At 61.3% G+C, this 13,746-nt stretch carries 13 protein-coding genes; 10 read left to right on the top strand and 3 right to left on the bottom strand.

Translation table 11 applies throughout. The annotated features are described in order from the left end of the window. Positions 1–13: 13 nt before the first annotated feature. Entirely contained in the window at positions 14–1,039 is a 1,026-nt protein-coding gene (locus tag HGO38_RS05050) for a LacI family DNA-binding transcriptional regulator (protein ID WP_250954822.1), read from the bottom strand. Positions 1,040–1,337: 298 nt separating this feature from the next. Between HGO38_RS05050 and HGO38_RS05055 the strand changes: the two genes are divergently transcribed. The 8 genes from HGO38_RS05055 (at position 1,338) to HGO38_RS05090 (ending at position 10,704) form a co-directional block, all read left to right on the top strand. Further along, on the top strand, positions 1,338–2,696 hold the full coding sequence (locus HGO38_RS05055; protein ID WP_250954823.1) for an ABC transporter substrate-binding protein: 1,359 nt from the start codon (positions 1,338–1,340) through the stop codon (positions 2,694–2,696). Between the two features lie 124 nt (positions 2,697–2,820). Continuing rightward, complete coding sequence (locus HGO38_RS05060; RefSeq protein ID WP_250954824.1) at positions 2,821–3,831, top strand: carbohydrate ABC transporter permease; 1,011 nt, start codon at positions 2,821–2,823, stop codon at positions 3,829–3,831. A gap of 1 nt (position 3,832) precedes the next feature. Next, on the top strand, positions 3,833–4,978 hold the full coding sequence (locus HGO38_RS05065) for a carbohydrate ABC transporter permease (protein WP_250954825.1): 1,146 nt from the start codon (positions 3,833–3,835) through the stop codon (positions 4,976–4,978). Between the two features lie 47 nt (positions 4,979–5,025). Further along, entirely contained in the window at positions 5,026–6,681 is a 1,656-nt protein-coding gene (bglA, locus tag HGO38_RS05070; protein ID WP_250954826.1) for a beta-galactosidase BglA, read from the top strand. Positions 6,682–6,699: 18 nt separating this feature from the next. After that, positions 6,700–7,791 carry an ABC transporter ATP-binding protein gene (locus tag HGO38_RS05075; protein ID WP_250954827.1) on the top strand — a complete coding sequence of 364 codons (1,092 nt, stop codon included), beginning with the start codon at positions 6,700–6,702 and terminating at the stop codon, positions 7,789–7,791. Positions 7,792–7,972: 181 nt separating this feature from the next. Further along, positions 7,973–8,329, top strand: a complete 357-nt coding sequence (locus tag HGO38_RS05080; RefSeq protein ID WP_250954828.1) for a hypothetical protein — start codon at positions 7,973–7,975, stop codon at positions 8,327–8,329. A 143-nt stretch (positions 8,330–8,472) separates the two neighbouring features. Next, complete coding sequence (locus tag HGO38_RS05085) at positions 8,473–9,177, top strand: SDR family oxidoreductase (protein ID WP_250954829.1); 705 nt, start codon at positions 8,473–8,475, stop codon at positions 9,175–9,177. A 246-nt stretch (positions 9,178–9,423) separates the two neighbouring features. Further along, a complete protein-coding gene (locus HGO38_RS05090; protein WP_250954830.1) occupies positions 9,424–10,704 on the top strand; it encodes a DUF2778 domain-containing protein in 1,281 nt (426 codons plus the stop codon). 73 nt (positions 10,705–10,777) lie between these two features. Here the strand turns inward: HGO38_RS05090 and HGO38_RS05095 are convergent, their stop codons facing one another. Next, positions 10,778–11,563, bottom strand: a complete 786-nt coding sequence (locus HGO38_RS05095) for a DUF4394 domain-containing protein (RefSeq protein ID WP_250954831.1) — start codon at positions 11,561–11,563, stop codon at positions 10,778–10,780. Positions 11,564–11,872: 309 nt separating this feature from the next. Between HGO38_RS05095 and HGO38_RS05100 the strand changes: the two genes are divergently transcribed. Continuing rightward, positions 11,873–12,424, top strand: a complete 552-nt coding sequence (locus HGO38_RS05100; RefSeq protein WP_250954832.1) for a sigma-70 family RNA polymerase sigma factor — start codon at positions 11,873–11,875, stop codon at positions 12,422–12,424. Continuing rightward, complete coding sequence (locus tag HGO38_RS05105) at positions 12,421–13,158, top strand: anti-sigma factor (protein ID WP_250954833.1); 738 nt, start codon at positions 12,421–12,423, stop codon at positions 13,156–13,158. Before HGO38_RS05100 ends, HGO38_RS05105 begins: the two co-directional genes overlap by 4 nt. An 18-nt stretch (positions 13,159–13,176) precedes the next feature. Here the strand turns inward: HGO38_RS05105 and HGO38_RS05110 are convergent, their stop codons facing one another. Further along, on the bottom strand, positions 13,177–13,635 hold the full coding sequence (locus tag HGO38_RS05110) for a MarR family winged helix-turn-helix transcriptional regulator (protein WP_250954834.1): 459 nt from the start codon (positions 13,633–13,635) through the stop codon (positions 13,177–13,179). Positions 13,636–13,746: the final 111 nt, after the last annotated feature.

Here is a 13,746-nt window from a genome sequence, read left to right on the forward strand (position 1 = left end):
GGCAAGTGACGGCCTATCGCGGCGCAGGGCCCGTCGAGGCCCTGATGACAAGATCGGCCTTCCACAATTCATGCAGGGGCGGCTGCGGCTCCTGGCCGTTGATCTGACAGATCAGCCGCTGCGCGATGCGGTTGCCTGCCGCCCGCAGCGAAGACCGGGTGGTGGTCAGCGGGATCGAGAAGTTTTCGGGCTTCAGCAACGGCAGCACGTCGTCATGGGCAATCAGCGAAATATCCTTGCCGAGCTTCAGCCCGGCCTGGTTGATCGCCCGCACAGCCCCGAGCGCCAGCACCGTGCTGGCGCACAGCACTGCCGTCGGCGGTTCCGGCAGGCGCAGCAGCTCTGCCATGCCGCGAAAGCCGAATTCGTCGGTCATCACCGAATTGCGGGTATGGGATGCAGCAAGCGTCAGCCCGGCGCTGGCCAGCGCCGCGACCACACCGTCGCGCCGGCGGATGGCAAAGTCGAGATAGTCAGGGCCGTTCAACAGGCCGAAATGGCGATGGCCGAGCCGCAGCAGCAGGCTGGTCGCATCGTTGAAAGCGCCTTCGTTATCGACGTCGAGATAGGGATAGTCCGATTCCAGGCGGAGCGACCGGCCATGCACGATGAACGGCACATTCAGGGTCTTGGCCATGGTGATGCGCGGATCGTTTTCGCGCATATAGGCCAGGTAATAGCCGTCGACGCTGCCGCTGGCGACCAGCCAGCGGATGGCCTGTTCCTCTTCGCGTGGATGGGCTGGCATGATCACCAGATGAAAGTCCTGCCGAAGCGCCTCTTCCGCAAGCCCGCTCTGGAATTCGGCGAAATGGATGTCGGAACTATGGTCGGGCGCGATCGGCATGATCAGGCCGATCGATCCGGCCTTGCCCGTCGCCAGCCTCTGGGCGGCAAGGTTGGGCCGATAACCGGTTTCCTTGGCCGCCTGCAGCACGCGCTGGCGCGTTTCCTCATTGACCTCGGGATAGCCGTTCAAGGCGCGGCTGATTGTCGTTTGCGACAGGCCGAGCAATTGCGATAACTGTTTGAGATTCACCTGTTGGCCACTCCTCGGGCCTGGCATTCGGGCGTCGACGCCCACCTCGTGAATGCCAAGCGCTTGAAACTTCTATCAGTAGCTGGATGGCATATAAACAGCAAAATGACAAAGCCCAGGCCCTGTGCTTAAATCGCTGGCGTTCCTTGCGGCCTTTTGGTCCATCTTCTGAAAAGGGCTTGACTCTCTTTAGATCCAAGTGAAATTACTCGTCGTCAAAGCGCTTTGAATGAATCCATTATTCAGGACGAGCCTGGCGGGATCATCCCGCTGGACAATGTGATGGGAGGTAAATCACATGAAGAAAACTTGGCTATTGCATGCTGCTGCCCTTGCGCTGCTTGCCGGCTCTGCTGGCGCGGCGGAGCTGAAATTCGCGCCTGGCGAAGACAAGAAATTCAACTGGACGAGCTTTGAAGATTTCAAGAAGGGCCATGACCTGAAGGGCCAGAGCCTGACGATCTTCGGCCCCTGGCGCGGCGAAGACCAGGCTCTGTTCGAAAGCGTGTTTGCCTATTTCGAGGAAGCGACGGGCATCGACGTCAAATATTCCTCCTCTGAAAATTATGAACAGCAGATCGTCATCGACACCCAGGCCGGCAGCCCGCCGGAAGTCGCGATCCTGCCGCAGCCCGGCCTGATCGCCGACCTCGCATCCAAGGGTTACCTGACGCCGCTCGGCGACGAATTGAAGACCTGGCTCCTCGAAAACTATGCCGCCGGCCAGTCCTGGGTCGATCTGTCGACCTATAAGGGCAAGGATGGCGCCGAAGCGCTCTATGCCTTCCCCTACAAGATCGACGTCAAGTCGCTGGTCTGGTACGTGCCGGAAAACTTCGAAGACGCCGGCTACGAAGTGCCCAAGACCATGGAAGAGCTGAAGGCTCTGACCGAGCAGATCGTCGAGGACGGCGGTACGCCCTGGTGCATCGGTCTGGGGTCCGGCGGTGCAACCGGCTGGCCCGCCACCGACTGGGTCGAGGACATGATGCTGCGCACATCCTCCCCGGAAACCTATGACAAGTGGGTCACCAATGCCATTCCGTTCACCGATCCGGCCGTTCTGACCGCGATCGACGAGTTCGGCTGGTTTGCCAAGAACGACAAGTTCGTCGATGGCGGTTCGGCCGCCGTTGCCTCGACCGACTTCCGCGACAGCCCGAAGGGCCTGTTCGGTGCGCCGCCCAAGTGCTACCTGCATCACCAGGCGTCCTTCGTGCCGTCCTTCTTCCCTGAAGGCACCGTGGTCGGCGAAGATGCCGATTTCTTCTACATGCCGCCTTATGAAAGCAAGAAGGATCTCGGCAATCCGGTGCTGGGCGCCGGCACGCTGGCGATGATCACCAAGGATTCGCCCGCCGCCCGTGCCTTCATCGAATTCCTGCAGACGCCGATCGCCCATGAACTGTGGATGGCGCAGTCCAGCTTCCTGACGCCCTATAAGAGCGCCAGCAAGGAGACCTATGCCAATGCGCCGATGGCCAAGCAGGGCGACATTCTTCTGAATGCCACCACCTTCCGCTTCGACGGCTCGGATCTGATGCCGGGCAAGATCGGTGCTGGAGCCTTCTGGACCGGTATGGTCGACTACACCGGTGGCAAGTCGGCCGCCGATGTCGCGGCGAGCATCCAGAAGGCCTGGGACGGGCTGAAGTAGGGTATCATCCTCGAAACGGAGGGCCGGACCGGCTGTGGTCCGGCCCTCTTCGATCAAAGTCGCGCCGCCGGTTCAGGCCGGATGAATGAGCGCGGCAGACAAGGCAGCGAGGGGAGGGGAGACTGTGGATCAGTTATTCTACGCACTGGTAACCATCGTGCTCGGGGTTGCAGGCGCAATCGGCTATTTTTACGGCTCGAACCTGTTGCTCGACTGGATCTTTCCATCCAATATCGACGACACGGCCCGCGCCTCGCGCAATATGCGCCGCGCCAATATGGTCAGGCCCTGGCTGTTTTTAGGCCCGGCCTTCATTTCCCTGTCGGTCTATCTGGTCTACCCGCTGTTCTCGTCCATTGCCTATTCGCTCTACGACCGGTCCGGCACGAATTTCGTCGGGCTCGACAATTATCGCTGGATGCTGACCGACGGTGAGTTCCGCAAATCGATCTTCAACAACATGCTGTGGCTGATCATCGTCCCGACCTTTTCGACGCTGTTTGGCCTGATCATAGCGGCGCTTACCGATCGCATCTGGTGGGGCAATATCGCCAAGTCGCTGATCTTCATGCCGATGGCGATCTCCTTTGTCGGCGCCTCGGTGATCTGGAAATTCGTCTACGACTACCGCGACGCCGGCTCCGAGCAGATCGGCATCCTGAACGCCATCGTCGTCTTCTTCGGCGGCGAGCCGCAGATCTGGATCACGCTGCCGTTCTGGAACAATTTCTTCCTGATGGTCATCCTGATCTGGATCCAGACCGGTTTTGCCATGGTGCTGCTGTCGGCGGCCCTGCGCGGCATTCCGGAGGAAACCATCGAGGCTGCCGTCATCGACGGCGCCAATCCGTTCCAGATCTTCATGAAGATCAAGGTTCCACAGATGTGGAGCACGATCGCCGTGGTCTGGACGACCATCACCATCCTGGTCCTCAAGGTTTTCGATATCGTTCTGGCCATGACCAACGGCCAGTGGAACACCCAGGTGCTGGCCAACCTGATGTTCGATTGGATGTTCCGCGGCGGCGGCGATTTCGGCCGCGGCGCGGCCATTGCCGTCGTCATCATGGTCATGGTCGTGCCGATCATGGTGTGGAACATTCGCAATGCCCGCCGCGAAATGGAGGGACGCTGACATGCGCGCCGCCAAAAATTCCCCGCTCACCTGGGCCGTGCATCTGTCCGTGCTGCTGCTGGTGGCCCTGTGGACCCTGCCGACCGCCGGTCTGCTGATCTCGTCCCTGCGCGACAAGGACCAGATCGTCGCCTCAGGCTGGTGGACGGCCCTGACCACCTCCAGCCAGAACGGCATTTATCGCGCGCCGGCCCCAAGCGCCCAGGTCGAGCAGAACGGCGCCTTTGTAATCTCCGGCAACGTCTTCGACGGCAAGGGCGGAACGGTCAGTGCCTTCGGTGTCAATATCAACCAGCCGACCGCCTATGAGCCCGGAGCCACGGCCGAGCGCAACGATGGCAGCAAGCTGACGCTCGGGGAGAACGGCGATTTCCGCATCGAATCGCCCAAGGCCTTCGAAGGCACGCGCGGCGACCGCATCTTCTTCACCTCGGCCGTTCCGCCGCGCTTCACCTTCGACAATTACCGCACGGTGCTGACGGCCGAAGGCATCGGCCAGTCCTTCCTGAATTCCCTGACGGTGGCGGTTCCGGCAACCATCATCCCGATTCTTGTCGCTGCCTTTGCGGCCTATGCGCTTGCCTGGATGAAATTTCCCGGCCGGGCACTCATTCTGGCGGTGATCGTCGGCCTGTTGGTCGTGCCGCTGCAGATGTCGCTGATCCCGCTGCTGCGCATGTACAACGACGTCGGCGTATTCTTCGGCGTGCCGTCCAAGACCTATCTCGGCATCTGGCTTGCCCATATGGGCTTTGGCCTGCCGCTCGCCATCTATCTGCTGCGCAACTATATTGCCGGTCTGCCGCGCGAGATCATGGAATCGGCGCGGGTCGATGGCGCCAGCGATTTCACCATCTTCGTCAAGATCGTCCTGCCGCTGTCCTATCCCGCTTTGGCGTCCTTCTCGATCTTCCAGTTCCTGTGGACCTGGAACGACCTCTTGGTCGCCATGGTTTTCTTAGGCGCCGGCGACAGCGAACTGGTGCTGACCGGCCGTCTGGTCAATCTTCTCGGCTCTCGCGGCGGCAATTGGGAGATCCTGACCGCCTCCGCCTTCATCACCATCATCGTGCCGCTGGCCGTGTTCTTCACTCTGCAACGCTATCTCGTGCGCGGCCTTTTGGCGGGATCCGTCAAGGGGGGCTGAACGTTATGATATCTCATGTTTTCGAACGGAATTAACAAGGAATGACCATGACTGCAGTTTCGCAATCGGTACTGGCGCAGGATAAGGATTGGTGGCGCGGCGCGGTGATCTATCAGATCTATCCGCGCTCCTACCAGGATTCGAACGGCGACGGCATCGGCGACCTGAAGGGCATCACCGCCCGCCTGCCGCATATCGCCAGGCTCGGTGCCGACGCCATCTGGATCTCGCCCTTCTTCACCTCGCCGATGAAGGATTTTGGCTACGACGTCTCCAACTATATCGATGTCGATCCGATGTTCGGCTCGCTGTCCGACTTCGACGGCCTGATCGCCGAAGCCCATCGTCTCGGCATCAAGGTGATGATCGATCTGGTCATTTCCCACACTTCAGACCAGCACGCCTGGTTCGTCGAGAGCCGGTCGAGCCGCATCAATCCCAAGTCGGACTGGTATGTCTGGTCGGACGCCAAGCCGGACGGCACGCCGCCGAACAATTGGCTGTCGATCTTCGGCGGCTCGGCCTGGCAGTGGGATCCGACCCGCATGCAGTATTTCATGCACAACTTCCTGACCTCGCAGCCCGACCTCAACCTGCACAATCCGCAGGTACAGGACGCGGTTCTCGATGCCGTGCGCTTCTGGTTGAAGCGCGGTGTCGATGGCTTCCGTCTCGACACCATCAATTTCTATTTCCACGACAAGGAATTGCGCGACAATCCGGCGCTGGCGCCCGAGCGCCGCAACGCCGCCACGGCGCCAGCCGTCAATCCTTACAATTTCCAGGAGCATATCTACGACAAGAACCGACCGGAAAACCTCGAATTCCTGAAGCGCTTCCGCGCCGTGCTCGACGAGTTCCCGGCGATTGCCGCGGTCGGCGAAGTCGGCGACAGCCAGCGTGGCCTGGAGATCGTCGGCGAATACACCTCCGGCGGCGACAAGATGCAGATGTGCTACGCGTTTGAATTCCTGGCGCCCGACGTTTTGACCGCCGAGCGGGTCGGCGAGGTGCAGAAGGCCTTTGCGGCGGCTGCCGCCGAGGGCTGGGCCTGCTGGGCCTTTTCCAACCACGATGTGGTGCGCCATGTCAGCCGCTGGGGCGCCGACGTCGTCGATCGCATCGCCTATGCCAAACTGCTGGCCGCAATCCTGCTGACGCAGCGCGGTTCGGTCTGCATCTATCAGGGCGAGGAACTGGGCCTGACCGAGGCCGATATCGCCTTTGAAGACCTGCAGGATCCCTATGGCATCCAGTTCTGGCCGGAATTTAAAGGTCGCGACGGCTGCCGCACGCCGATGGTCTGGGATGCCCGGGCCATGCAGGCGGGATTCAGTTCGGCCGAAAAGACCTGGCTGCCCATCCCGGTCGAGCATGTGCTCAATGCCGTCAGCGTTCAGGAAGGCAATCCGGACTCGGTGCTGGAGCAGTACCGGCGCTTCCTGGCCTTCCGCAAGCAGCACGAAGCCTTTGCCAAGGGCGACATCGTCTTTCAGCCGGCAGACGGTTCGATCCTGGCCTATACCCGGTCGCTCGGCAATGAGACGGTGCTCTGCATCTTCAACATGTCGGCGGTCGAAGGCGAGGCCACCCTGCCGCAAGGGGACTGGCAGGAACTGTCCGGCCACGGCTTTGCCAGCAGCATAGACAATCAAAACATCCGGCTTCCGGCCTGGGGCGCGTATTTCGCGCGTCACGGCTAAGGCGCGAGGGGGGAGATCATGACAGGCCTCATCTTAAAAGACATCCGCAAGTCCTACGGCCAGGTAAAAATCCTGCATGGGATCGATCTCGAGATCGCCCAGGGCGAATTCATCGTCTTCGTCGGCCCGTCCGGCTGTGGCAAGTCCACCTTGCTCCGGATGATCGCCGGTCTGGAGGACGTCACCAGCGGTGAGATGATCATCGATGGCCAGGTGGTCAATGACGTGCCGCCGTCCAAGCGCGGCATTGCCATGGTCTTCCAGTCCTATGCGCTCTATCCGCACATGACGGTCTACGACAACATGGCCTTCGGCATGCGGATCGCCGGCGAAAGCAAGGAAGAGATCGATCGCCGTGTTCGCTCGGCGGCCGGCATCCTGCAGCTGGAACCTTATCTGGATCGTCTGCCGAAGGCGCTGTCGGGCGGCCAGCGCCAGCGCGTCGCCATCGGGCGGGCCATCTGCCGCGATCCGAAAGTCTTCCTGTTCGATGAGCCCCTGTCGAACCTTGATGCGGCGTTGCGCGTTGCCACCCGCATCGAGATCGCCAAGCTCAACGAAACCATGCCCGATACCACGATGATCTACGTCACCCATGACCAGGTCGAGGCCATGACGCTTGCCGATCGCATCGTCGTGTTGTCTGCCGGAAAGATCGAGCAGGTCGGCCCGCCACTGGAGTTGTACGATCATCCGGCCAATCTCTTCGTCGCCAAGTTCATCGGCTCGCCGGCCATGAACATCATGCCCGCCACGATCGAAACGGCCGGCGCCAGCACCCTGTTGAAACTTCTCGACGGCAGCACTGTTTCGCTTGAGATCGCGACACCGGCCGCAGACGCCGGCAAGAAGGCAAGCTTCGGTGTGCGGCCGGAGGATCTGAGCATCGCCAGCGGCGATCACCATCTCTTTGAAGGCGTGGTGTCGATCGTCGAGGCGCTGGGCGAAGTGACCATGCTTTATGTCGAAGGCCCGGTTGAAGAAGAGTCGATCGTCGTCAAGCTGCAGGGCACCGTGCCGGTCAAGAAGGGTGAAAAGCTGCGCTTTGCCGCCGACCCGGCCAAGCTGCATCTTTTTGATGCTGAGGGTCAGGCCTATGCCAAGATCTGACCTGTTTCGCTTAACCGCCGGTTAGCGATAACGATAGGCCGGACAGAACGACGATCGGGCAAAAAGGAACTGTTAAATCCCTCGTCTTATTCTGCCTCCCATAATAAAACTGGTGGGCGATACAATGGCTATGCAAGCATCTTCGAACAAGGGAAGCTATCTCAAGAAAGAGGAATCCTTCATGTATGACCGCGAGTCGCGGTTCAAGATGGAGGACACCATGAATGCCGGCCGTATCGAGTATACGGAAAAAGGCGTCATGCACATGGCTGCCCGCCGCTGCGACATTATCCGGATTTCCATGAGCGGCGCGGTTATCAGCCTCTTGACCCAGTATAACCTGCCGCAGCAGTTCTATCTGGATCTGCCGGATGCCCGCATCACCAAGGTCGGCTGCCTGCTGATGAAGGTCTATGCCAACAACACGGCCGAAGTGCGCTTCCTGCGCCTGCTGACCCAGAAGGAACTCGACCGGATCTTCGTCTTCTCGACCCATCCGGCTCATCGCGACCGGGTGCTCGACGTTCGCTCCTGGTAAGCAGACGCTGACATATGCGGCGGGACGGCGAAAGCGCCGGCTCTGTCAGCAAAGTCTTGAACAATCCCTGAAATCGACCTGTCCCCTCTGGACATTCCGCACGCCGGGCGAAATCCTGCTCCATCAATGAGCAGGAGGATGCGATGGCAGTGGATAAAGTGGCAATCATCACCGCGGGCGGCAGCGGCATGGGCGCGGCCTCGGCACGGCGGCTGGCAGAAGACGGTTTCAAGGTCGCAATCCTGTCGTCCTCCGGCAAGGGCGAGGCGCTGGCGCAGGAACTGGGCGGCCTGGGTGCTACCGGCTCCAATCAATCCCCGGAGGATCTGCAGCGCCTTGTCGACAGCACGATGGAGCGCTGGGGCCGGGTCGATGTGCTGGTCAACAGTGCCGGCCACGGACCGCGCGCCCAGATCCTCGAGATCAGCGATGAGGACTGGCACAAGGGCATCGACGTCTATCTCCTGAACGTCATCCGTCCAACGCGGCTGGTCACGCCGATCATGCAGGTCCAGAAGTCGGGCGCGATCGTCAACATCTCGACGGCCTGGGCCTTCGAGCCGAGCGCCATGTTCCCGACCTCCGCCGTCGCCCGCGCCGGGCTTTCCGCCTTCACCAAGATCTTCGCCGATACCTATGCGGCCGACAATATCCGCATGAACAATGTCCTTCCGGGATGGATCGACAGCCTGCCCGCCACCGAGGAGCGGCGCGATGGCGTGCCGATGAAACGCTACGGCACCAGCGAGGAAATCGCGGCAACGGTCGCCTTTCTCGCCTCCGACGGTGCCGGCTATATCACCGGCCAGAACCTCAAGGTCGATGGCGGGCTGACCCGCTCGGTGTGAAGCGAAGTCCTCCCGCTTCGCCGCCTTGCATCGTTTTTGCACGGGATCGTCCATAAGCGATGCCGCGTAAACGACTTGGTTACCAAGTCTCTTCATACTTGCTTCCAGTCGGCTTGTGCCGACGGGCGCAAATACGGCTTCGGGGGTTGCCGGACCTGTGCTCATGGTAAACGCGGCGCGTATGGCCGCCGGCCGGAAACGGCCGCATTGGTAACGAGTATGAGTATGGCGTTCTCGAGCGAAACAATGCGTAGCCGTAACCCCGTGAAGGGATCGGTTCCCCCGAAGAAAAAGCCGGCCGTGTCGAAGGCCGTGGTGATCGGCGTCGGCATTGCCGCCGCCTTCTGGGTGACGGTGGCGATCGCGACCGTACAGACCATGTCGATTTCCGCACAAAAAGTCCCGGCCGGCCGGTCCGATGCTTTCCTCATCTCGTCGCGGGTGGCGATCGTCGATCGTTCGCGGTCGGTGACTGGGATCGACAAGCGACAGGATATGGCGGCTCTCGAAGAGGCCAAGGCTCGGCTTGCCCGTGCCGTTGCCCTGACCGACGATCCGCTGCTCGCCGTCTTGCCGCGCTCCATGAACCTTTCCGATGTCGACAAGTCTCAGCGTCTGGCGCTGGCGTCCTCCGTGCCGAACGAACAGCGCATCGCCATCCTGCGCCAGGCGATCGCTGCGGCCAATGCCCAGGCGACACGCGAACTGGCGCTGGCGGCAAAGCTGGCGACCCCGAGCATGGCCATGACCGATCCGCTGGTCACCGCCTCTATCCCTGCAAAGCCCGCACCAGCGTCCGTATCATCCGTCTCCTCGGTAGCGCTTGCCTATGCAGCGCCCATGGCCACCGATGACATCGTGCCGCCGGCCGTGGATCCGCGCGAATTGCCGTTTGAAGAAGTGCTCTCCGAGACCGACCACGACACGGAAGACGATCTGCTGGTGATCGGACCCTTGCCGGCGGCCCGTCCGGAAACGCCGAAGACTGCCAAGCCGCCGACCGAAAAGGTCGCTCCGCCTGCTGCCGAACAATTGGCCGTGGCGCGGCCGGAAAAATCGGTCGTCGAGGAAGACGATGGCTGGAAGCTGTTTGGCAACAAGTCGAAACTGCCCGGGAAGAACAGCCGGATCGCCGTCTATGATATTTCGGCCGGCGTCGTGCATATGCCGAATGGCGAAAAGCTGGAGGCTCATTCCGGCCGCGGCAGCATGCGCGACAATCCCCGTTATGCCAATGTCAAGAACCGCGGCCCGACACCGCCGCATATCTACAATCTGCGCATGCGCGAAAGCCGCTTCCACGGCGTCGAGGCAATCCGCATGCTGCCCTATGACGGCCGCAACAAATATGGCCGCGACGGATTCCTCACCCACACCTATCTGCTGCGCGTGCGCGGCGACAGCAGCGGCTGTGTGGTGTTCGAGGAATACAACCGCTTCCTCAATGCCTTCAAGCGCGGCGAGGTGACGAAGATGATCGTCGTGCCGCGCATGTCGGAACTGCCGAAATACATGGCGGCGCTTTGAGCTTAAATTAAACAGCAAAACAGATCAGGCCGGCTCTCGCCGGCCTGATGTCGTTTCGGCACTCCTTATGGATTTACATCGCCGGCAGAATGGCGATGTCGCGCACCAGGGCGTCGGTGCCGATGATTGTGCCGGACTTGGTGGCGGCCCCGGTCTCGATATTGACCTTGTAGATCGTATTGTCGGCCACCAGCCATGCGGTGTTCGTGCCGTCCTCGGTGGTCTGCACGTCAAAGCCGTAGGCTGAAGGCTTGCCGTCGATGCCGAGCTTGCCGATCGCCTTCAGCGTGCCGTCATTCGGCTTGGTCTGCTGGATCAGGGCACCGATCGTCGCGTCGATATTGTACATCGCAGTCTTTTCCGGCTTGCCGAAGGAGTTTATATAGGCAGCCGCGACAATGTTCGGCACTTCACCCTTGTGCATGTCGCCCTCCTCGAAGGCCAGCGTGCCATCGACCGTCACGGCGCCGGTGTCGGGGTGAACGCGGTGATTGGTCGTGCCGGTCATGTAGCGCAGGCGGTCGGCCATCGGATTGAAGTCGACGATCACGGGCGCCTCGGTCATGGAGAGCGGCTTGTCCATCTTGGCCACTTCGGTGGCAGCACCGGTAGCAAGGTCGATCGTGACGATGGCATTGTCGGCGGTGACGCCGATCACGGTCTTGTTGCCCGGACGGTAGTCGATGCCGGCCAGCTTGGTGACGCCGGTGACCTCCATGGACTTGGAAATCTCCGGCTTGTCGGTGTCGAACATCACCAAGGTCTTGTCGCCGGCAAGGCCGAGCACCGGAGCGGCGTGAGCGGCAACAGCGGCCAGAACGAAGCCGGATGTCAGCAGAACGGTGTTGAAGGTTTTCATGTGGTTTCTCCCAGAGTGTTGGTGACCAATGAAAGCGCCGTTGTAACGCTTCCTGATCTGACGACACGCGGAAGGAGCGTTTGGATGCAGCCGGATTAAAATAATGTTCGTCTGCATCCGATTTTTCATGCCGCGGGTAGCTGCATTATGGAAACCGACCAGAAACAGAAGCATGCCGAAAGACCCTGCCCCTCGAGGGCGGCACGCGTTCGTGTGGTTTCGGCGGCAGGATCGCCGCAAAGGCACATGCGCTCTTTCGAATTGTCTCATGGCGGGCTATTCCTTGCGGATCGAACCAAGGGAGGCATGATGCTCGATCCTCAACAGGCGCTGGCCAGTGCTCTGTCGGCCTGTGCGCGCGGCGACCGAAATGGCCTGCGGGCCATCTATGATGCCGAAGCGGCCCGTCTCGTCACCATTGCCCACCGTATCCTGCGCCGGCACGACCTGGCCGAGGAAATCGTGCAGGAGGCCTTTATCCAGATCTGGAACAAGGCCCATCAATATGCGCCAGACCGCGGCTCGGCGCGCGGCTGGATCTACGCCATCGTGCGCAACCGCGCGCTCAATGCACTGCGCGATGGCTCGCGCGAGGATCTGCTGGAAGCCGATAGCCTCGATCGCCTGCAGGAGGATGCCCAGGCCGAGATCGCCGTCGATCCCTTAGCCGACATGGACGAGCACAGCCGGCTGCGCGATTGCCTGGCCGGCCTCGACGAAACCAAGCGCCGCAGCATCCTGATGGCTTACCTGTCGGGCTATAGCCATGGCGAGATTGCCGGCCGGCTGAAAGTGCCGCTCGGCACCGCCAAGGCCTGGATCCGCCGCGGTCTTGCCTCGCTTCGGGAGTGCATGGCATGAGCCCTTCCATCCCCACAGCCCGCGAGCGCGCCGATGACTATGTGCTCGGCCTTCTCGATCCTGCCGACATCCTGGCCTTTGAGGCCGAACTTGAAGAGGATGCCGTGCTGCGCAGCGCCGTGGCGGAAAGCCGTGACCGCTTTGTCGAACTGGATCTGGCTGGTCCCCCGCGTCCGGTCTCGGCGGATCTCTGGAGCCGCATTGATGCCGTTCTGCCCGAGGCGGCAAGCCGCGGCACATCCAAGGCTGCATCACCTCTGGCAAATGGTCCTGCCGCCCCGGCACCCGCTGTCAACGACAACCGCCTGTCGCGCTGGCGGGCGACGGCCATGGCCGGCATTGCGGCATCGCTGCTGCTGCTGGCCGGGCTCTCCTATTCCGTTCTCAACCAGCCCGCACCGCAGGTGATCGCCGTTCTGGTCAATGAAGCGGGGCAACCTCTGGTTCTGGTCGAGGATTTTGGCAATGACTCGGCCCGCATCACCCCGATTGCCGATTTCAATGCCCCGGCCGATCGGTCGCTGCAGGTCTGGACCCTGCCGTCGAAGGATATGGGCCCGCAGTCGCTCGGGCTGCTCGATGGCTGGAGGACCGCGCTCTTGAAGAGTGCAGCGCTGCCGGGGCCGCAGGAAGACCAGTTGTACGAGATCACCCTGGAACCGCCCGGCGGATCTCCGACCGGTCGCCCGACCGGCCCCATTCTCGTCAAGGGTTTTGCCCGGATGCCGCGCTAGGTCAATAGACCGCGAGGACTATCGCGGTTTCAGAATGGCATCGCGGGTTGAGGCGAGTTGATCCGTCAGCGCCACCAGTTCGGCGCTCGACAATCCCGTCGCCTCGCCCACGCAGCTCGGTATCGACAGCGCCTTGTCGCGCAGTGCCTCACCCTCGGCGGTTAACCGCACCCGCACCATGCGCTCGTCGACCGGATCGCGGCTGCGGGTCAGATAGCCCGCGCCCTCAAGCCGCTTGATGAGTGGCGTCAGCGTACTGGATTCCAGAAACAGCATCTTTCCAAGATCCTTGACCGTCTGGTCGTCCCGCGACCACAGGGCCACCATCACAAGATATTGCGGATAGGTCAGACCGATCGCATCCAGCAGGGGGCGGTAGAGTTGGTTGAAAGCGTGGCCGGCGGAATAGATCGCAAAGCAGAGAAAGCTGTCGAGGTTCAGCCGCGGCGTGGCGGGTGCAGTGTCTTGCTGTGTCATTTTGCCTTCATCGGCTCGTTCGATAATCTGCGTAATATAAATCGTACGCAATTGAATCGCAAGCGCTTGACGGAAAGCCTCAGATGAGTCATATAGATCGTGCACGATTGA

Origin of the sequence: Rhizobium sp. CG5, from assembly GCF_023701945.1 — a bacterium.
GTDB lineage: Bacteria > Pseudomonadota > Alphaproteobacteria > Rhizobiales > Rhizobiaceae > Allorhizobium.

Bases quoted from the DNA above. Each gene is read 5' to 3' on its own strand.
- HGO38_RS05055 (WP_250954823.1), top strand. From the start codon at position 1,338: ATGAAGAAAACTTGGCTATTGCATGCTGCTGCCCTTGCGCTGCTTGCC.
- HGO38_RS05065 (WP_250954825.1), top strand. From the start codon at position 3,833: ATGCGCGCCGCCAAAAATTCCCCGCTCACCTGGGCCGTGCATCTGTCC.
- bglA (WP_250954826.1), top strand. From the start codon at position 5,026: ATGACTGCAGTTTCGCAATCGGTACTGGCGCAGGATAAGGATTGGTGG.
- HGO38_RS05075 (WP_250954827.1), top strand. From the start codon at position 6,700: ATGACAGGCCTCATCTTAAAAGACATCCGCAAGTCCTACGGCCAGGTA.
- HGO38_RS05080 (WP_250954828.1), top strand. From the start codon at position 7,973: ATGTATGACCGCGAGTCGCGGTTCAAGATGGAGGACACCATGAATGCC.
- HGO38_RS05085 (WP_250954829.1), top strand. From the start codon at position 8,473: ATGGCAGTGGATAAAGTGGCAATCATCACCGCGGGCGGCAGCGGCATG.
- HGO38_RS05090 (WP_250954830.1), top strand. From the start codon at position 9,424: ATGCGTAGCCGTAACCCCGTGAAGGGATCGGTTCCCCCGAAGAAAAAG.
- HGO38_RS05095 (WP_250954831.1), bottom strand. From the start codon at position 11,563: ATGAAAACCTTCAACACCGTTCTGCTGACATCCGGCTTCGTTCTGGCC.
- HGO38_RS05100 (WP_250954832.1), top strand. From the start codon at position 11,873: ATGCTCGATCCTCAACAGGCGCTGGCCAGTGCTCTGTCGGCCTGTGCG.
- HGO38_RS05105 (WP_250954833.1), top strand. From the start codon at position 12,421: ATGAGCCCTTCCATCCCCACAGCCCGCGAGCGCGCCGATGACTATGTG.
- HGO38_RS05110 (WP_250954834.1), bottom strand. From the start codon at position 13,635: ATGACACAGCAAGACACTGCACCCGCCACGCCGCGGCTGAACCTCGAC.